The sequence below is a fragment of the Congregibacter brevis genome (genome assembly GCF_045689245.1).
Classification (GTDB): Bacteria; Pseudomonadota; Gammaproteobacteria; order Pseudomonadales; family Halieaceae; genus Congregibacter; species Congregibacter brevis.
On the sequence record NZ_CP136865.1, the window covers coordinates 3,543,514 to 3,562,714 of the forward strand.

General features: G+C 54.4%; 19 protein-coding genes. 5 read left to right on the plus strand and 14 right to left on the minus strand.

Annotation, left to right across the window (positions count from 1 at the left end):
* Positions 1 to 2 precede the first annotated feature (2 nt).
* From R0137_RS15720 to R0137_RS15755, 8 genes are all read right to left on the minus strand, one after another.
* Complete coding sequence (locus tag R0137_RS15720) at positions 3 to 1,331, minus strand: ABC1 kinase family protein (RefSeq protein ID WP_407327342.1); 1,329 nt, start codon at positions 1,329 to 1,331, stop codon at positions 3 to 5.
* A 2-nt stretch (positions 1,332 to 1,333) separates the two neighbouring features.
* A complete protein-coding gene (locus R0137_RS15725; RefSeq protein ID WP_407327343.1) occupies positions 1,334 to 2,695 on the minus strand; it encodes an ABC1 kinase family protein in 1,362 nt (453 codons plus the stop codon).
* Between the two features lie 63 nt (positions 2,696 to 2,758).
* Complete coding sequence (locus tag R0137_RS15730) at positions 2,759 to 3,880, minus strand: acyl-CoA dehydrogenase family protein (RefSeq protein ID WP_407327344.1); 1,122 nt, start codon at positions 3,878 to 3,880, stop codon at positions 2,759 to 2,761.
* Between the two features lie 20 nt (positions 3,881 to 3,900).
* The gene (locus R0137_RS15735; RefSeq protein WP_407327345.1) at positions 3,901 to 5,103 is read right to left on the minus strand and encodes an acyl-CoA dehydrogenase family protein; all 1,203 of its coding nucleotides are present in this window, start codon (positions 5,101 to 5,103) and stop codon (positions 3,901 to 3,903) included.
* Positions 5,104 to 5,176: 73 nt separating this feature from the next.
* Positions 5,177 to 5,797 carry a glutathione S-transferase family protein gene (locus R0137_RS15740; RefSeq protein ID WP_407327346.1) on the minus strand — a complete coding sequence of 207 codons (621 nt, stop codon included), beginning with the start codon at positions 5,795 to 5,797 and terminating at the stop codon, positions 5,177 to 5,179.
* 2 nt (positions 5,798 to 5,799) lie between these two features.
* The gene (locus R0137_RS15745; RefSeq protein WP_407327347.1) at positions 5,800 to 6,972 is read right to left on the minus strand and encodes an acyl-CoA dehydrogenase family protein; all 1,173 of its coding nucleotides are present in this window, start codon (positions 6,970 to 6,972) and stop codon (positions 5,800 to 5,802) included.
* A 92-nt stretch (positions 6,973 to 7,064) separates the two neighbouring features.
* Positions 7,065 to 8,816, minus strand: coding sequence for an aromatic amino acid hydroxylase (locus R0137_RS15750; protein ID WP_407327348.1), 1,752 nt, complete (start codon positions 8,814 to 8,816; stop codon positions 7,065 to 7,067).
* Positions 8,813 to 9,289 (minus strand): MarR family winged helix-turn-helix transcriptional regulator, encoded by a 477-nt coding sequence (locus tag R0137_RS15755; RefSeq protein WP_407327349.1) that lies wholly within the window; start codon positions 9,287 to 9,289, stop codon positions 8,813 to 8,815. The genes R0137_RS15750 and R0137_RS15755 overlap by 4 nt, the downstream gene beginning before the upstream one ends.
* Positions 9,290 to 9,365: 76 nt before the next feature.
* On the opposite strand from R0137_RS15755, the gene R0137_RS15760 reads away from it, so the two are divergent.
* Genes R0137_RS15760 through maiA form a run of 3 tightly spaced genes read left to right on the plus strand, consistent with a single transcriptional unit; the run spans position 9,366 to position 12,175 of the window.
* A complete protein-coding gene (locus R0137_RS15760; RefSeq protein WP_407327351.1) occupies positions 9,366 to 10,499 on the plus strand; it encodes a homogentisate 1,2-dioxygenase in 1,134 nt (377 codons plus the stop codon).
* A 29-nt stretch (positions 10,500 to 10,528) separates the two neighbouring features.
* Positions 10,529 to 11,521 carry a fumarylacetoacetate hydrolase family protein gene (locus R0137_RS15765; RefSeq protein ID WP_407327352.1) on the plus strand — a complete coding sequence of 331 codons (993 nt, stop codon included), beginning with the start codon at positions 10,529 to 10,531 and terminating at the stop codon, positions 11,519 to 11,521.
* 3 nt (positions 11,522 to 11,524) lie between these two features.
* Complete coding sequence (gene maiA, locus R0137_RS15770) at positions 11,525 to 12,175, plus strand: maleylacetoacetate isomerase (protein ID WP_407327353.1); 651 nt, start codon at positions 11,525 to 11,527, stop codon at positions 12,173 to 12,175.
* On the opposite strand, the gene R0137_RS15775 is transcribed toward maiA, so the two are convergent.
* Positions 12,157 to 12,786 carry an NTP transferase domain-containing protein gene (locus R0137_RS15775; RefSeq protein ID WP_407327354.1) on the minus strand — a complete coding sequence of 210 codons (630 nt, stop codon included), beginning with the start codon at positions 12,784 to 12,786 and terminating at the stop codon, positions 12,157 to 12,159. The genes maiA and R0137_RS15775 overlap by 19 nt on opposite strands.
* A 178-nt stretch (positions 12,787 to 12,964) precedes the next feature.
* Between R0137_RS15775 and R0137_RS15780 the strand changes: the two genes are divergently transcribed.
* Positions 12,965 to 13,567 (plus strand): YegP family protein, encoded by a 603-nt coding sequence (locus R0137_RS15780; RefSeq protein WP_407327355.1) that lies wholly within the window; start codon positions 12,965 to 12,967, stop codon positions 13,565 to 13,567.
* 255 nt (positions 13,568 to 13,822) lie between these two features.
* Here R0137_RS15780 and R0137_RS15785 read toward each other — a convergent pair whose 3' ends face one another.
* A complete protein-coding gene (locus R0137_RS15785) occupies positions 13,823 to 14,167 on the minus strand; it encodes a UrcA family protein (protein WP_407327356.1) in 345 nt (114 codons plus the stop codon).
* A gap of 330 nt (positions 14,168 to 14,497) precedes the next feature.
* On the opposite strand from R0137_RS15785, the gene hemH reads away from it, so the two are divergent.
* Positions 14,498 to 15,592: a ferrochelatase gene (gene hemH, locus R0137_RS15790; protein WP_407327357.1), complete on the plus strand. Its 1,095-nt coding sequence runs from the start codon at positions 14,498 to 14,500 to the stop codon at positions 15,590 to 15,592.
* Here hemH and R0137_RS15795 read toward each other — a convergent pair.
* The 4 genes from R0137_RS15795 to rpmA all read right to left on the minus strand — a co-directional run bounded on the left by R0137_RS15795 (position 15,581) and on the right by rpmA (position 19,199).
* Positions 15,581 to 16,483 (minus strand): ZIP family metal transporter, encoded by a 903-nt coding sequence (locus R0137_RS15795; protein ID WP_407327358.1) that lies wholly within the window; start codon positions 16,481 to 16,483, stop codon positions 15,581 to 15,583. The two genes, hemH and R0137_RS15795, sit on opposite strands and share 12 nt — an antisense overlap.
* Positions 16,483 to 17,610, minus strand: coding sequence for a glutamate 5-kinase (proB, locus tag R0137_RS15800; RefSeq protein WP_407327359.1), 1,128 nt, complete (start codon positions 17,608 to 17,610; stop codon positions 16,483 to 16,485). The genes R0137_RS15795 and proB overlap by 1 nt, the downstream gene beginning before the upstream one ends.
* Positions 17,607 to 18,791, minus strand: a complete 1,185-nt coding sequence (gene cgtA, locus R0137_RS15805; protein WP_407327360.1) for an Obg family GTPase CgtA — start codon at positions 18,789 to 18,791, stop codon at positions 17,607 to 17,609. The genes proB and cgtA overlap by 4 nt, the downstream gene beginning before the upstream one ends.
* A 150-nt stretch (positions 18,792 to 18,941) precedes the next feature.
* Complete coding sequence (gene rpmA, locus R0137_RS15810) at positions 18,942 to 19,199, minus strand: 50S ribosomal protein L27 (RefSeq protein ID WP_405273229.1); 258 nt, start codon at positions 19,197 to 19,199, stop codon at positions 18,942 to 18,944.
* Positions 19,200 to 19,201: the final 2 nt, after the last annotated feature.

Consider the following 19,201-nt stretch of genomic DNA (forward strand, 5'->3'; position numbering starts at 1 on the left):
AATCAAAGCCAACGCTGCATCAGTTCGTTCACATTCACTCGCGCATTCATGCGGGCGGCAAGCATAAAAATACCACCAAGCTTGCGATGAAAGTAAACAACGTCTGTTGGAGGGGCGTGCCAAAAGTCGGCGTACTCCGTTGCGCTTTTGCCGAGAGCTGCCAAGCGTTCCGGCATCGTGGAGCTACCAAAATCATAAAGAACATCTTCTCGAAGCGGCTCCAGTGCCAGTAACAACAGCTCCAAGACAAGTTCGCGGTAGCGTGAGTCTTCATCGCCCATGGAGTAACCTACTTTCTCGGCCGCAACGGTCATCGCATCTCTGTCGCCATGCACTGCGGCGACCGCGAGCTTGCGATAATTGCTAACGAAGCGTGCTTTGAAATCTCTGGTAGCCCCAAAGTCCAGCAATACGATTTCGCCACTAGACCAACGGTACTGATAATTGGCAAAGTTGGGATCTGTTTGCACCATTCGCAACTCAAAAAGCTCGGTGAGAAGCAGCTCTACCAATGCAGACACCACCCGATCTCGCTCTTCCTGTGAACGCCTCGCGATAGCATCAATGGGGCCGCCGGACACATAGCTCATCGCAAGAACATTCTTACGGGTCAGCTCGGGCACGAGCTCGGGCAAGACGAAGCGCTCATCATCTCCCAGGACTTCATTAAATCGGCGAAGAAACTCCGCTTCTTTTAAATAGTTAGCTTCATCTTTAAGCTGTCGTTTTGCGTCGTCCAGTAGAGGCTGGATGTCGGCCTCTTCGGGCAGCAGTCCAGAGATACGAAGAACCGTAGCGATGTTATCTACATCACTCGCGATACTTTTGCTTACCCCCGGATACTGAATCTTTAGCGCAAGCTCCTTGCCGTCATGAGCGACGGCCCTGTGTACCTGCCCAATCGATGCAGCGGCAATGGGATAGCGATCAAAGATTTGAAACTCGCTCTCCCATTCACTGCCATAGGCCTCGCTCATGGCTCCTTCCAGCTGTGAGTCAGGCATGCTTGTTCCATCGGAGCGCAAACTCGCCAGAATATCTGTGAGTTCCTTCGGCAGTAACTCTCCGGAATCCATAGACAGAATTTGTCCCAGCTTCATCGCGGCGCCACGCATCTCCGATAGCTGCTTGGTAACCCGTCGAGCGTTTCCCGGCGTCAAAAGCAGATCTCGCTTGCTAGGCCGATTACCTGCGCGAAGTTGCCGTGCCCCTTCGGCGAGCATGCCACCTGCCACACCTCCGGCAAGACGGGCTACTTTGGCGAAACGCCCTGCTCGACTCGCGGGTACGGCTTTACCTTTTGAACGTGGCTTATCATCGGACCCAGCCATCGCTACGCACCCTCCGTAATCCAGTCATCAATGTAGCGATGCGCTATGTGATGGCCATTAAATTCTGCGTTAAGCACAGTGATGAACGTGAACACACCTGTGAGCTTACGAACGATGAGGGCGAAGTCTCTGGAAGGAGTCGCAAAGTGCCGTGTAGCCGCAGAGCTGGCCGCATGCTTCCCGACGCGCTGCATGAGACGCGAACGCCCCCAGCAATACTCACCTTTCTCGTTGAGATATTCTTGTGGAAGGCTTTGTGGAGGAGCTAAGGGCTCCAGCAGCATCTCGCAGAACTCACAAAAACTTTGCCGCGCAAAATCCGTAGCTTCCTCATTCAGACAACCAAGACCAACCAGGCTGTCCGCAAGTAACTCACGGTCGCCCGTTTGACCTGCGGCTATCGCATCACCGAAATGACGACGGAAGTTGTCATCACAGGCTAAGGTGGAACCAAAATCAAGCAGCACCAAGCTGTCACTCGCGTCGTTACTGCGAATCAGGTAATTGCCGAAATTAGGATCAGTCTGCAGCACGCCCCAGTCATAAAGCTCAATAAAAAACAGCTCAAGCATTGCTTGACCCAAAGCGTTACGGCGAGACTGGGAAAGCGCCGCCACCGCTGGTTCAGTAACCCGATGCCCTTCTACATATTCCAATGCCAGCAGCGTGTCGCTGGAGTAGGCCTCGAGAACCTCCGGTACGTGATAGCGGTCATCGTCTCTAAAGCGGTCGCGAGCGCTCTGCGTCATATCTCGCTCTCGCCGGTAGTCGATCTCGTGATGCAATTGCTCGCGCATATCCTCAAACCAGGCGTCCATTTCCCGTCCGGCTTTGATCCAGCGAGTCAAATACAGCATTCGTACGACCGCATCGAAATCATCATCGATGACTTCTGCTAACCCCGGATACTGTATTTTGAGTACTAAATCGTAGTTATCCCTACACCAAGTAGCACGATGCACCTGGGCAAGTGACGCGGCAGCCAAAGGTTCGTCGTCCACCACCAACTCGGCGTAACGATCGCCCAAGCTGTCACGCACCGAATTCTCAAGTTCACTCCAGGGTAAAGGGTGCGTTTGTGAATCCAGATCATGAAGCGCTTCTGTGAGAGGCGAGGGAAGAAAATGCTCCCCAAGAAGCGCCATCATCTGCCCGATCTTGACGTAGGTGCCCTTCAACTTCCCAAGCTCAGCGGTAAAACGACGAGCTTCGCGGTGCATGAGGTCGCTATTGCCGGCCTCCTCGCCGCGCAATCGCTCAACGGCCGAGCCCAAGGCGAATGCGCCTCCGGCTCGAATGCCCGCAATAGAAACGGCGAGGCCGCGGCCAAAACTGCCGCGGCGAATAGATGAACGTTTTGTCATAGGGTTTCTACGCAGAAAGCCCTGTTGAGGATGATTCTAGGGGGCTGCTGTCCAGAATCTGAACTAGTCGTCCAGAAGTAGCGCAGCGAGACGCTGACGATGGTGCTGGGCGTCGCCAAACTGTTGCTGTGCACCCTGTGCGCGTCGGATAAACAGCTGTGCATCACAGTCCCAGGTAAAACCCATTCCGCCATGGAACTGAACCGCGCGATCTCCCGCAAACTTGAGCGCTTCCGTCGCCTGCGCCTTCGCCATACGACAAGCCACTTCCTGATCTTTAGCAAGAGCATCAGCGCCCACTAGGGAGCTTGCGTGGTACACGAAGGACCGCGCTGAATCCATCATGTTGAGGATTTCCACGCTGGGATGCTTCAGTGCTTGATACGAGCCGATGAGCTTACCGAACTGCTTGCGTGTCTTGAGATAGTCAACCGTAACATCCAGACAGGCGGCCGCTGCGCCAGTGCTCTCTGCAGCGACCAAAAGCGCCCCTAAAAGCCGATAATCACGGAGTGCGTCCAAGACGCCGGCTCCGGATACCAGCAACACGGGTTTTACTCCATCAAAAGTAATGTCCGCCGCTCGATGCGTATTGTCGATGAGTACGCGGGGGCTTACCGCCTCTGCGCTGAGACTCTCAGCATCGACCACGGCTAGCCCAGGCTCTCCACCTACAAGCGCGACGACAACCACCCAACGCGCACTTTGAGCATCCATTACCAAACGTTTCTGCCCCTGAAGCAGACCAGAGGCATCAACGACCGTACTGCTAGGCAGCGCATTCCAGTCTTCAGACTCGAGCTCCGCGACGCAGGCCGCCTCTCCAGCTGCAATAGCTCGAAGTGTTTCAGCCGAGGCCTCTCCATCCGCTCGTAACAGGAGCTGCGCTGCAAGTAAGGTCGATAGCAGCGGCGTACCCATGAGCGACTTCCCGAGACTCTCTGCTACGGGCACTGCTGCTCCGATACCAAGTCCCGCTCCGCCGAGCTCTTCTGGGAGACCGATGCCGGTCCAACCCATTGCCACTATCTCTTCCCAGACCGCCGGACTGTATTCCAATGGTGCCTCGAGATGCTCCCGCGCAGCGTCCAAACCACCGCGATCAGCGCAGAAACTGCGAGCGTAGTCGAGGAGCATGCTTTGCTCCTCATCAAAATGCATTGCTGTACTTCCCATTACTGACATTTTGCTACTCCCTATATCCCTTACTTCGGCAGACCGAGCACGTGCTCGGCTACGATATTTGCCTGAACTTGACTCGTTCCGCCCCCGATGGTGGCGGAAAAGCTATTGAGGTAAGCGCGCTGCCAAAAACCTCCTTCTCGAGCGCGATCATCACCGACAAACAACGCACCGTCGGCCCCCTGCGCATTAATCGCAAACTGCCGCATACGACGTGCGTACTCAGTCCAACGCAATTTGTTCGACAAGGGTAAAGACAGGGGGTAGTCGCTGGTAAGAGCGGGAATCCCTGATCGTCGATCACCCAGGGTCACGGCTTTTTCTTCCATGATCAGACTCACCAGCTGGTCACGGATGAGGGGGTCCTCTAGAACCGGTTTACCATTACGAGTAACGTCGCGAAGCTGATCGATGAGATCGTCAATGACTATCCGCACGAAGGCCAAGCCCCCAGCAGCGCCAGCTTCCGCGCCCCGCTCGTACTGCAAGGTTTTCATAGCGATTTTCCAGCCGCCGCCTTCGTCCCCCATGAGGCAGTCCGCTGGAATGCGCGCGTCCGTAAAGAACGTCTCAGTAAACCCATACTCTCCTGTAAGCTTGCGAATCGGCCGGGTATCAACACCTGCAACGGTCATGGGCGCCAGGAAGAACGACAGACCGTCGTACTTACGTTCTGCCGCAGGATTAGTGCGAGCAAGCAGAATCATGTACTTCGCGTAGTTACCCATGGTGGTCCAAATCTTACTGCCGTTGACAACGTAGTCGTCCCCATCACGTTCTGCACGGGTTCGTGCATTGCCAAGATCTGATCCATGATCGGGCTCCGAAAAACCCTGACACCAAATATCCTCAGCGCTCAAGATACCTTTTAGGTAACGCTGTTTTTCTTCTTCAGTGCCAATATCATTAATGAGCGGCCCCGCCCAGCCAAGGCCAATGACGTTAAAGCAGATAGGGACTGCCTGGCGACGCATTTCCTGATCCACAACGGACTGGTAGATGGCATCGACGCCCTGCCCACCATGCTCCTTCGCCCAGGCCATACCTAGGTAACCTGCGGACCAAACCTTGTGCTGCCACTCTCGAAGAAAGTCCAGCTGCTCCTCAGATCCGACTTCCATAAACGTTTGCGGGAGTAAAAAACCCGGATCCTTGGGCTTGTTGATCTCAAGCCAGCTAGCCACCTCGCGGCGAAAGTCTTCCAGTTCTTTAACAGCTGCATTCATAGTGAGTGTTCCGTTATTTGTTTTACAAAAGCGTATTCGACGGGCAGTAATTAATGCCCTCCAGCTATCGCGATTACTCGCTGGAGTCCTGCCCTGCGGCGTTCGCTCGGACAAAAGCATCCCGACTCATCAAACGTTCAAGATAGGCAAGAGTTTGAGGTTTATAGCGTTCATCCAGTTTGAGCGTCTGACCAAAGTACAGGGCGTAACCGACGCAGATATCTGCAATAGTAAATCGCCCATCAACAAGATAATCGTTGTTCTCTAAGTGTGCATCAAGACGCCGCAAACGCGCGATAAACCACTTCGCGTAATCGTCCGCGACGGGCTTCTTCTCTGGCGTGGGCTCCAACACCGTGTAACGGAGCACAATGGTTTGCGGGAACGTTAACGTGGCGTCAGCGTGGTAGGTCCAGTTGAGCATATCTCCGTAGGCAGGGTGCTCCGGCGGCACTGCCAGGTGCTCATTGCCCGGCCGCGTCGCCAGATAGTGAGGAATCGCGCAGGATTCCGTCATCTCTACGTCCCCATCAACAAAATACGGGATCGTACCGAGGGCATTCACTTCGAGGTAGTCCCGCTGAAACACCCGAGGCGGAAAAGGCAACATGACGAGCTCATAGTCCAGCCCCAGCTCCTCTAAAGCCCACACCGCGCGCAAAGAGCGCGCCCCGGTACAGTGCCAAAGTTTCATAGTCATAGTCCGTACTGCCGCGCTGCTAAGTCGCGCATGATCTCTTCAGATCCGCCACCGATAGCGTTCACCCGCACCTCCCGATAAATTCGCTCTACTCGATTGCCACGCATGTATCCCGTGCCTCCCAAAATTTGCATTGCCTCGCGCGCGCAAAACTCGAGAGTCTCGCTCGCTTGCACCTTTAGCAATGCAATATCACCGGGATTCGGGTTGCCATTCTCGATGCTTTCGTAGCAGGTCCGAATGTACGCTTGAGTGGCGTTCAGCTTTTGCTTCATCTGGGCAAACTTATGACGTATCACCTGATGATCCGCAAGTCGCTTACCAAAAGTATTGCGCTCCCGCGCCCAGTTCGCGGCCTCCTCCAGACACACACGACCCTGAGCCTCCATAGAGCTGGCCATTCCCATTCGTTCGCCATTGAAATTTGTCATGATCACGAGGAAGCCGCGATTTTCTTCGCCAATAAGATTTTCAACAGGCACCCGGACGTTATCAAAATACAGAGTAGCGGTATCTGAGGCCCACCAGCCCTGCTTACGATCCAAAGCAGTCCGGGAAAACCCCTCAGCGTCTGTAGGGATCAGTAACATAGAGACCCCACCAGCCCCTTCGCCGCCGGTGCGCACTGCAGTCGACACCCAATTCGCTCGCATACCACCGGTAATGTAAGTCTTAGAACCATTGACAATGTAATGGTCGCCATCGCGAACAGCGGTGGTTTGTAAGCGGGCCACATCAGAGCCGCCCCCGGGTTCTGTGATACCCAGAGATATGTGCTTTTCACCAGCCAGAACCGGCGGAGCAATCGCCTGCTTCATGGCTTCCGAGCCCCAATTGATAACCGGGGGCAAACCTATGCCGTGCACCAACAGAGACGCCTGCACGCCCCCCACACCAAAACGGTTCATCTCCTCACTGCAGATCCAGTTGTGCCAGGAATCTATTCCTTGGGAAGTACCACCGTAGGCTTCGGGGTATCCCAATCCCAGGAGACCGACAGCTGCTGCCTTCGGCCAAAGATCCATGGGTATCTCCCCCGCCTCATCCCAGGCTTCAGCGAAAGGTGCGATTTCAGTGTCGATGAAGCGACGGAGATGCGTTCGCCACTCTTCGTGCTCTGACCGCAGATGCGGGTTGGGCAAGCGAGCGCTGTCGAAATCAAGGGACATAGGGCATACCTCAGTGAAAAAGCCGCAAATTGAGTACCACTTGATAATACTGAGTGTCACTCAATCCAACAAGAGCTGAGCTATACCGGGTATCAAAAAACCTCAGGGAAAACCAATCCCAGGGCTCGGCGATGCTGACGCTCGATCACGAGAGCATCGAGCTCGCGTCGCGCTCTATCCCAAAGATCTCCGTTAACACTACCCACGCCAAGCCTAAGCACTTCAGCGCGAAGCAGCCATTCCTTGGGGTAATCATTTAGGCAGCCTATAACTTCGCTTAGCGTGTCATCGCCCCATGCCTTTCCTTCGCAATCACTTGCGCACAGCTGCAGCAGGGCATAGGCGTTCATAAGCCTCTCATCAGATTCCTCTGCGGGAGTTGCCGTGCGGGGTAATGGCTTGTACAGCTGATAACTCTCTCGATCCGCCACCCCTCCAAAGACACTAACGATACGGCCCCCGACGGCCATGTCGTAGCGACCCCACGCGGGTTCAAAAAGCACTTGTCCATCCAGCGCGGTAACGGTGCAGTCGCTAAAGCTCAAGATGAGATTGCGATGATCCTGGCGCAGCACACTTTCAAGATGGCCGCGTACGTTGATACCCGACAGAAACTCGAGCTGCACCGCTTCTCCTACAACAATCTGGTGGGCTTTTAGCTCATCTATGGTGTACTCGGAAAGACAGCGGCTGAATTCCTTAAGAAGCCCAACGGGAGAGCCAAAGCCATCTTTATGACTTTGGATTCCGTGTCCGTACAGCTCCTTCCCTTTGTAGGATAGCTGCGTCGGCCCCCTGGTCTGCAAGTAGTTCACATTGCCTGCCGCGTCGCAGATCATGTCTGACAACACACCACTGACCTGCACACCAGAGTCATATACGGCACTACAGACCACCTTGGCGTCGATGGCTTTGCGAAGGGACTCGGCACCGCCGCGACGTGAAGCCATGTTCGCCGCGAACTCCTCGAGAATCTGGCTCATATGCCGGCAGCTGCGCGTCACGAATAGCTGAGGCTGCGTGGTCGTTATGTCATAGGCGGTATTCACGGCATTCACCGTGAGCGGCAGCTTTTGCACTACGTCATCGTCTCTACAACTCTGACTTTCGCCTAAGGAGGAAAGGAGGCCTGCGCCAAACAGACGGTAGTCTTCCAACTCGCCCACGAGGCCATACTCCACGGTCCACCAATGCAAGCGCGTCAGTAACGCGGCTTCCGAAGGTTCCTGCTCGCTGGCAGCGAGGGCCGCGAGTCGCGCTTCCGCCGCAGCGACTTCTTCGACCTGACTCGCGGGGCTCTCCTTGAGAATAGATAGCTCCCGTATCGCTTCATACAATTCGTGATCGTGCTCGTTGGCGATCGCCTCCATACCGACTTCACCGAATCGCTGCAGGAATTCTGCATAATCAACGTCGATAAGAAAGGGGGCATGCCCAGCAGATTCGTGAAGAATATCGGGAGCCGGCGTATAAAGGAGATGCTCGACACTGCGCATTTCAAGGGCTATCACCAGGACTTTTAGCGCCTGAAATTCCATAAAGATGGCTGGTGGAATGAAGCCATCTACGACCACAGCGCGCCATCCCAGCTTCGCCAAGCAAGCGTTCATTTCGTCGATGGACGGTATGTGGTCAAGCGCTATACCCGTTCTTACCAAGCCCTCGAGATAAACAGGATGGGCAGTCTCAGCAAGGCCGCGCGTTAAGGCAGCCATGAGAAACCGCCATACCGCATGATCGCGCGGCGTGTACTGACTCTCAGGGTTCTGCACCGTGACAAAAGGGCGCAGATGCGCTGGCAAGCTGGCCACAATCTGTTGCTGACTCACAGCATTAGCGCTCACCGTGTGGCTCCTCCCATAACTGCCTTCATCTCGACCGACATCTTCGCGTGCTCCTCAAGCCTTTGCAGGATTCTCACGAGATCTCGACGGTCCTCGTCTTCTAGCACTCCCAAAAAGTCCTCCTCCCAACGTAGAGCCAGCGGTGCAATAGACTCAAACAGTCTTGTCCCCTCCAGCGTCAAGCAAAGCTCATTGACTCTCCCGTCGCCCGAGCTCAAGTAGCGCTTGAGCAAACCCCGTGCCTCAAGATCTGCGACCGCCCGGGACACCATGACTTTGTCGAGATTACCCTGCTGCGCGATAGCTTTACTGCTGAGATGCGGTGTTTCGTGCAGCAACGCCAGAATGCGCCACTGCGGCACAGTAATGTTAAAACGACGTCGATACACCTCCGCAAAGGAAACACTGATGTGTTTGGCGAGACGATCAAATCGGTAGGGCAAAAAACCCTCGAGCTGAAAGAACTTTTTCATACCACTTCCATGCGCTAGATAGTTTCATATGAAACTAGTATGCTACTGCCCTGTCAAGAGCAAAGGAATACTAATCATGAGTCGGCAGTGGTTTCCCCATGCGATTCGCGAAGGGCAGCATTCGCGACAGGCGCATTGCGATCTTCCCGAAGAAACCTATGAACGAGAAATGGGTCGCGAGGGTTTTTTTGGTCCGGCAAGTCATATCCACCACAAACATCCACCAACCGGATGGATTGACTGGAAAGGCCCCCTGCGCCCCTATGCCTTTGATCTCACGCAGCTGGATTCCTTAAGCGAGTCCCCCTTCGCTCAACAAGCCTTACTAAGCAACAACGATGTGACTTTAAAATTCTGGCGTTGCGCTAGCGCCATGACCCACTTGGTTCGCAATAGCGATGGTGATGACTTGTTGTTTATCCACAATGGCAACGGCTCGCTCTACTGCGACTACGGACAAATTGATTTTCGGGATGGAGACTATCTGGTAATCCCCCGCGGCACAGCATGGCGCATAGAGCCAGCTGAGCCCGTGGATTGTTTGATCATCGAAGATCGTGACGGCGCCTACCAGTTACCCGATCGCGGAATGCTGGGCCCTCATGCTGTCTTTGACCCAGCGGTACTCGAACACCCCCACATCAATGACGCATTTCTCGCCCAGCACAGCGAGGATGAGTGGGAAGTACACATCAAGCGCCACGATGAAGTCAGTATAGTCACTTTCCCCTTCAATCCACTGGACGCAGTAGGCTGGCACGGGAACAACACCGTCCTTCGCTTGAACTGGCGAGACATACGACCGGTGATGAGCCATCGATACCACCTACCGCCCTCCGCCCACACAACATTCGTCGGGGGCAGCTTCGTGGTGTGTACCTTTTGCCCGAGGCCAATCGAAACAGACCCTGGCGCACTAAAAGTCCCGTTCTATCACAACAATGATGATTACGATGAGGTGCTCTTCTATCACCGCGGAAACTTTTTCAGTCGCGACAACATCGAAGCGGGCATGATCACTTATCACCCCTGCGGCTTTGCGCATGGCCCGCACCCGAAAGCTCTTGCGAAGTCGCAAACTGACCCTGCCAAAGAAACCGACGAAGTGGCGGTAATGATAGACACGCGTCGCGCCCTTAGCATTCAAGGCATCGCGCAAAGCGTCGAAAAGCCCGACTACGTTAACTCCTGGCGCAGCCAGGGCGCCTAAACGCCTGTACGGAATCAAGGAATTCGCTCATGAAACTCGCCTCTTACAAATCCGGTCGCGACGGTACTTTGATGATCGTTGACCACACACTTACGACTTGCTGCCCCGCAACCGACATCGCATCTACAATGCAGGCAGCGCTGGATCACTGGGATAGCGTCGCAGCAAAACTGGAAGAGCAGTACACACTTCTCTGCGAAGGCAAGCACAGCGGCGCGGAGCCCTTCGATACCAGCCGTTGCGCAGCACCGCTACCTAGAAGCTTTCACTGGGCCGATGGCAGTGCCTACGTAACCCACGTTGAACTGGTAAGAAAGGCCCGCGGTGCAGAGCTCCCCGCCTCCTTCTGGGAGGACCCACTCGTGTACATGGGCGCCTCCGATGCCTTTATCGGGCCCGAGGATCCCGTTGAGGCTGAAAGTGAAGATTGGGGTATCGATTTCGAGGGAGAAGTCGTTGTGATTACTGACGACGTGCCCGCTGGCACAACAGTCGAGAAGGCTGCGAATCACATCAAACTTCTGGGCCTAGTCAATGATGTTTCTCTGAGAAACCTGATTCCCGGAGAGTTAGCAAAGCAGTTTGGCTTTTACCAATCTAAACCGTGGACTGCCTTTTCACCCGTGCTGGTTACACCCAACGAACTTGGATCAGCCTGGGACGGTGCGCGTCTCCACCTTCCTCTTCGCGCAACCTATAACGGCGAATTAGTGGGAGCGCCGAATGCGGGCCAGGACATGACTTTTGATTTTCCGACGCTCATAGCCCACTGCGCAAAAACTCGCTCACTTATGAGCGGAGCTGTCATTGGATCCGGAACTGTCTCTAATGTGGGATCTAAAGACGGATCCTGCTGCCTGGCAGAAATTCGTTGTCTTGAAACCATTCGAGACGGCAAGCCCAGCACACCGTTCATGAGTTTTGGTGACCGTATACACATTGAGATGTTGGACGCCGCGGGAAGTTCAATATTCGGTGCAATCGATCAGCAGGTGGTGCGCTACCAGCCCAGTCGAGACTAGCTCATGAAGCTCTACAGCTACTTTCGCTCGACAGCCGCGTACCGCGTAAGAATCGCTCTGGGATTAAAGGAGCTAGAGCACGAAACAAGTCCGGTAAATCTAGTCATGGGCCAGCAGCGTGGGGAGGAGTTCCTCGCAGAAAATCCTCAAGGCTTGGTTCCGGCACTCAAACTGGATTCTGGCGAAGTCCTGGCTCAATCGAGCGCGATCCTAGAATGGCTGGAAGAAGCCTACCCTAATCCTCCACTTTATCCCCAAGAGCTGCTCGCCAAGACGCGCACGCGCGCCCTCTGCCAGCACATCGCCTGCGATATACATCCGCTAAACAACCTCCGAGTGCTACGTTATCTGGGCGAGACATTGGCCATCGAACAAAATCAGGTCGACGATTGGTACGCGCACTGGATCCATCGAGGCTTTAGCACCATTGAAGAAACTGTGGGCAGTTTCAAATCTGGGTTTTCCATGGGTGGACATCCGGGAATGCTAGAAGTGTTTCTGATACCGCAGGTGTACAACGCCTATCGCTTTAAGGTCGACCTTAGTGCCTTCCCTCAGATCGTCGCCCTCGATCAACGCTGCCAGACAATAGCGGCGTTCACCACCGCTCATCCGAGCAGGCAAGCTGACACGCCTCAAGAAGAGCGAGCCTGAAGAAGCCCTCTGAGCTTTCGTAAGTCTTCCGGGGTATCGACATCAAGCAGCACCCCCGGATCATTCACCTCCACTGCCACACATTGTGCAGCGTTCTGCTCGAGTAACTTACTTGCTCCGCGATCGCCTGAGAGCAATTTAATCAACGGTAGGAATCGACCGCCGAACACCACAGGGTGACCTCGTCTAGCTCCGTAAACCGGGTACACAATGTGCTCACTGTCAGCATGCTCCAACAAAGTCAGAATCGTTCTCGGCAACAACGCAGGCATGTCTGCCAAGGCAATTACCAGCTTAGACACATCGCCAATTGCAGCAGCGCTTTCGGCAAGTGTGCCTCCTATCCCTTCATTCGCGCGACGGCATCGCAAACATTCGACTGACTGTTCTCGCAAATGTTCCTCGAGAGAATCATCCCCACCACGAGATGAAAGACAAACCAAAACCTCAATGCCGATATTTAGGTATTGCGAAATAGTCTTCTCTATAAGCATTTTTTCCGAATCTATAATTTCACGTCGCTTATCGGAACCGAAACGTTTTGCACTTCCTCCCGCTAACAAAAGTACCAGTGAATCCTCGCGCGCATTCTGATTCGAGTCTGTATTCATAGCGAAATCCGCGATCCTCCCCTCTGAAGCCCCAAAAATACTCTCCATTTAATTCCCAGGAAATGGAGATTTAGCCCTTGCGATAGGCTCGGAAAGCCTTATGCTGTCAAGTGCGGGGCAAGTATTTCGCGCACACATAACGTGACTGGGCATAGGGATCATTACAAGGGGTGTGATCATGGCAGGAAAGTTTGAACTTAAGAAAGGTAAAACTGGAAAGTTTTCCTTCAATCTAAAATCAGGAAACGGACAAGTCGTATTTACAAGCCAGACTTACGACAACAAACGTTCGGCAACCGCGGGCATAGCTTCTGTTAAGAAGAACGCGAGTAAAGATGGAAGCTACGAGCGTAAGACCTCGACGAAGAAGCAGCCTTATTTTGTAATGAAGGCGACTAACGGCCAGGTCATCGGTAAGAGCCAGATGTACTCCAACTCGGTAAGCATGGAGAAAGGCATCAAGTCAGTCGGTCTCAATGCACCTAGCGCTGACACGGTCGATCTGACTGTAGAAGCGCCAAAGAAAAAAGCAGCTCCCAAGAAAGCCAAAGCTGCACCCAAAAAGAAGGCCGCTGCAAAGAAAGTTAAAGCAGCACCGAAGAAAGCCGCCAAGAAGGTTGTAAAGAAAGCTAAGGCGGCACCGAAAAAAGCTAAGGCTGCTGCTAAGAAAGTTGTGAAGAAAGCAAAAGCAGCACCGAAGAAAGCTAAGGCTGCTGCTAAGAAAGTTGTAAAGAAAGCGCCTGCAAAGAAAAAAGCTCCAGCTAAAGCTAAGAAGAAGTAAGTCTTCGGCGGCAGCTGACTTTCAGCTGCCGCCTTATTTACCGCCTTACCGTCTTACCGTCTTACCGTCTTACCGTCTTACCGTCTTACCGACTCAAAACTGAGTCGTTTCTAGCTCTTCTCCACTGTGTTCCTCTTTTTATTGTGTCACCGCAATCGCTGAGTAGCGAGAACGTCGGCCGCGTAAAAAGAGATCCGGAGAGCCGCAGGGTACGGCCCCCCGGGGTTCCGCCAGGGGTAGCGGGAACGAGGTAGATCAGTTCGTAGATGCGACAGCCGATGCGGAAACTTTGGACAGTGCGCGAGAGAGCGACTGCTCATAGCAATCCTCATTACGAGCTGCTTGCGCTACACCGCCGGCGCGGCGGCTATCACTGTGACCGCACACCTTTTCAGCGGCGGTCGCGAGACGATAGTGCAGAGCTTTTTGTCCAGCTGCAGAATTCAGATCCAGATCCGAGTAGTTCACCGACACTTGCGAGGATGTACCTACGGAATCGGCAGTGACTTCAGTTGTGCTTTCGGCATTAGCCTGAAGTGCGGACACTGCAAAGAAACCCGATACTACTGCTGCGATGCCAACTTTCTTGAATGTTTTCATGATCAATCTCCATACTTTGTTTAGGTGGCCAGAGGCCGGATTCGTTTGCGGTCTGCGCCCTTCATCGCCATCCCACGCACTCAAGTTAGGACAACAGGCAATCCGTCGATAGGCTGATTCGTCGAAACGCGATGAACCATCGACGAATCGATGGAATCCAGCGGTTAAAGGTTTGCGTAACTCTTACTGGTGTAGCTATTCCTGCGCGCCGTTCGGCAACGCAGCTTTAGCGGTACAATGTTCAGTCGCGGACAAGCGGTAAGCAGTGCGGACACAAATAGCGAGCGAAGCGGGTCAAGCTGCGTTCTACAGCAAAAGCGAGTTGAGTTAATGAAGTATGTAGGCAGTCCAGATTTTGATCACGCCCAGAGGGGAAGTATCGGCGTGCTCGTTACAAATCTGGGCACTCCTCAGGCTCCCGAAAAAACGGCACTTCGCCCCTATCTGAAACAGTTTCTCTCGGACCCTCGAGTCGTCGAAGTTCCCAGATTGCTGTGGTGGTTCATTCTCAACGGCATCATTCTTAATGTTCGGCCCGCGCGATCGGCTGAAGCTTATCGCACGGTCTGGACTGAGGAAGGCTCACCCCTGCTGATCCATACGCGTAACCAGGCCCTAGAGCTGCAAAAAAGACTTAACGCGGAGCATGACGGTGAAGTGATCGTGGACTTCGCTATGCGCTACGGACAGCCATCCATCGCTAACGCGCTACAGTCACTTATGGACCGTGGGGCCCGTCAGCTGGTGGTACTCCCACTCTACCCCCAATACAGCGGCCCTACAGGGGGGTCGACCTTTGATGCCGTTGCAGAAGACTTTAGCAAGAGGCGCTGGATTCCAGACTTCCAGTTTGTTGCCAATTACCACGATAAAGCAGGCTACATTAGCGCGGTTGCTGACAGTATTCGACAGCATTGGAAAGCTCACGGTCGCGCTGAGAAGCTTCTGTTTTCCTATCACGGAGAGCCCCGACGCTATCTCGACGAGGGCGACCCCTATCACTGTCATTGCCACAAGACCACAAGGCTGGTCGCAGAAGAATTAGGGCTATCGGAAGACGAGTACCTAAGCGCGTTTCAGTCGCGATTCGGGCGTGAGGAGTGGCTGAAGCCCTACACCGATCACACCCTTCGGGAAATGGCCGGTAGCGGCATCCGTTCGGTACAGGTCGTATGCCCGGGGTTTTCCGCAGACTGCCTCGAGACCATAGAAGAAATTGGCGAAGAGAATCGAGACTACTTCCTCGAGGCCGGGGGGGAGCGTTACGAGTACATCCCCTGCTTAAACTCCAGTGATGGGCATATAGACTTTCTGACCGACCTGGTGAACGAGCGCATAAGTGCCTGGCTAAGCGCAAAGTCTTCTGGAGCAGCGGCTCCTACAGCGACTATGGCCGACGCCATGAAGGCGCGTTCAGCGGCCTGACGATAAGGCCGTGGGTAGCGTGTGCGTATGGTCCGGTGTCGAGTTAGCCATTCCGTAAGCCAGCAAAATCCCTAACAAAAAGACTGCAGTTAACTTCACCCGGTCATGGCTATGAAACTGCACTTCCGGCAGAAGGTCACTCAAGGCAATACACACAAAAGCGCCGGCGGAGAACGCGAGCGCTGACGCGATGACAACTTCCGCACTAGTACCGAGATGAGCGGCGTAAAAATAAAACAAAACTGCCCCCAAAGGACAGACAAAGGCGAATAGCAGGTTCGCCTTGGATTGCGCCGAGGCTGTGGTATCGGACGCTTTCATAAGCCCGACGATGGACATCGCGTCGAGCGGTTTATGTAACAGAATGGCCAAAAACACACCAAAGCCAACAAGTTGCTGCTCATGCCCATGGGAGGCTGACAGAAGTGCTGCTCCCAGAGCTATGCCGTCAATAAACGTGTGAAACGTTAGCCCCGTCAAAACGCCCTTCCAACTAACACCGGGCGGAACAATAGGCTTCGGGCTTTCATCCGTCGCCAAGGAGTGCGTATGCGCATGATCGTGTTCTTGGTCGTGATCACACGAAGCCTGAGCTTCGGTCGGGAACTCTGGTTGATGAAAATGCAGCATACGAAGCATTAGCAGCATCACAATGAGTCCTAGCATCGTCCAGGACATCACGGTCGTCAGCCCATGGTCAATACCAAGAGTTAGAACGGCGTGAGGCAAGAGATGGAAGAACGCTACCCCCAGCATCAAGCCCGACACCAGGCTCATCGCCAACTGCGTTCGCGTGTGCGTCATCACAACACGCTGGGTCAAAGCTCCGCCGGCCAGCGAAAAAACGATCAGAGCTGTTCCATAGGCGACAAGTAGAAGCATGGGAGACATCAGAGCAGCACCAAATTATCGCGATGAATCAACTCCGGCTCACCACCGTAACCAAGGATCTCAGCGATTTTCTTCGAGCTCAGCCCTTTTATTTGACCCACCTCTTCAGCGCTGTAATTGCTCAAGCCTCGGGCAACCTCCCTGCCCTGCTGATCGCGGCACAGGAGCACATCACCCCGAGAAAATTCGCCACTCACGGATCTAACTCCCACGGGAAGCAAGCTGCGACCCGAGGTTTTCAACACCTTAACGGCACCGTCATCAATCTCTATAACGCCCCGAAAAGTCACGAGACTCGCCAACCACTGTCTTCGGGCATTTTCAGGGGCGCTTCCACTTTCCAGCCAAGTGCCGAGAGGCTCGCCCGTGGCAAGACGGCTAAGCGGCTTTACCTCACGCCCACTCAAAATCACAGTCTCTGTACCGGAGCGTGCGGCCAGGCGTGCTGCTCGAAGTTTGGTCATCATTCCGCCGCGCCCTAAAGCACCTCCAGTACCTGCCACGGCATCAAGGCTTGGATCATCAGCCCGAGCATGCTGAATTAGCTTCGCCTGCGGGTGTGTCCTGGGATCTGCGTCAAAAAGCCCGTCTTGATCGGTCAGCAGGACCAGCACATCAGCATCGACAAGGTTTGCTACCAGTGCAGCCAGCGTGTCGTTGTCTCCAAACCGAATCTCATCGGTCACCACGGTATCGTTCTCGTTGATGACCGGTACCACCCCATGGGATAGCAGTGTCTTTAACGCTGCGCGTGCGTTGAGATAGCGATCTCTTGCGAATACGTCGTCGTGACCCAAAAGAATCTGCGCCACCATCAGCCCATTGGCGGCGAAAGCCTCTTCATAACGACGAAGCAACGCCGACTGACCCACCGCTGCCGCGGCCTGTAACTCATGGAGCTCAGTAGGTCGCTCGGTAGCGCCAAGACGTAACAAACCGGCCGCGACGGCCCCGCTGCTTACCAGCAGAACCTCGCAGTTCCTCTCCCGCAGTTCAACCAACTGCGCAACCAGCCCTTTGATAATGGCCTCATCGATACTTCGGCCATCATCGGTTAGTAATGCGCTACCAACCTTGATAACCCAGCGCTTCGCAGACGCTGCCCAATGGCGTGCCTCGACGCTCACGGCGCGTACTCAATCTCCACATCATGGTCGTCGTCATCATCTTCGGAACCAGATTCTTCTTCACCCCGGCGTCGGGACCGAAGAAGATTGACCCGCTCACGCGCTTCTTCTTGCATCGCATGCTGCGCTTCGCGCTCCGCGACCACTAACTCCGGATCCTCGGCTTCCTCCTCGGCACAGCGCTCGAGGTAGTCCATCATGTCCTGACACAAGCGATCGGTACCGTCGTGAGCGAGCGCAGAAATCGTGTAAACCGGCGCCTCCCACTGCAAGGTGTCAATAATCTCAGCTTGAATTGCCTCCACCGTTTCGTCGTCAATAAGATCTGTCTTATTCAAGACGAGCCAGCGCTCTCGCGCGGCGAGTGTGGGGCTGAATCGTTCCAGCTCGCGAACAATGGATGCGGCGCTCTGTGCGGGGTCACTGCCATCCATGGGCGCCACGTCGACCAGATGCAGCAATATTCGATTGCGGGTGAGATGTTTTAGAAACCGAATTCCCAAGCCCGCGCCGTCTGAAGCACCTTCAATCAAGCCAGGAATATCCGCGACCACAAAGCTTCGTAGAGCATCAACTTTGACGACGCCTAACTGTGGAACCAGGGTAGTAAACGGATAATCAGCCACTCTCGGCCGCGCCGCTGATACTGAACGGATGAATGTTGACTTCCCGGCGTTGGGCAGGCCCAACAAGCCCACGTCAGCGAGTACGTTTAGCTCAAGCTTAAGCGCACGCTGCTCGCCCTCACTACCAGAGCTGGTCTGCTGGGGAGCACGATTAACGGAAGACTTAAAACGCGTGTTTCCCAAGCCGTGAAATCCACCCTGAGCAACCAGCAGGCGATCACCCACTGCCACCAAATCCCCGAGAGTTTCTCCACTATCTTCATCAAGAACCGTGGTACCCACAGGCACCGGCAATTCCAGGTCATCTCCACCCGCGCCGGTACAGTTGCGACTGCGGCCCTTTTGGCCATTCTCGGCCCGGTAGACTCGCTGAAAGCGGTAGTCAACCATGGTATTGAGGCCCTGATCAGCAACCAGGTACACACTCCCTCCGTCGCCACCATCTCCGCCGTCAGGACCACCGCGTTCTACATATTTCTCACGCCTGAAACTCAGGCAGCCGTTACCACCGTTGCCGGCGAAGACGCGAATACTGGCTTCATCTACGAATTTCATGGTTGCATTCTATCTTGCGTTGGACCGGGCTGGAGCATCGGTCAAAACATCTGTCATATCAGCGCACGGTCGAAGCGAACGAGTATAAGTGACAGACAAAAAAAAGCCCCGGATGAAACCGGGGCTTCTCACTACGCTAACGGTATCGCCTTAGGCGCCAACGATGCGTACGAACTTGCGATTCTTGTTGCCGCGAGTGATGAACTCAACCTTGCCTTCGATAGTCGCAAACAAAGTGTGGTCCTTGCCCAAACGCACATTTTCTCCAGCGTGGAAACGCGTTCCGCGCTGACGAACGATGATGTTACCGGCCTTAACCTGCTCGCCACCAAAGCGCTTTACGCCGAGACGCTTGGCATTTGAATCACGACCGTTACGAGTACTACCGCCTGCTTTCTTGTGTGCCATTT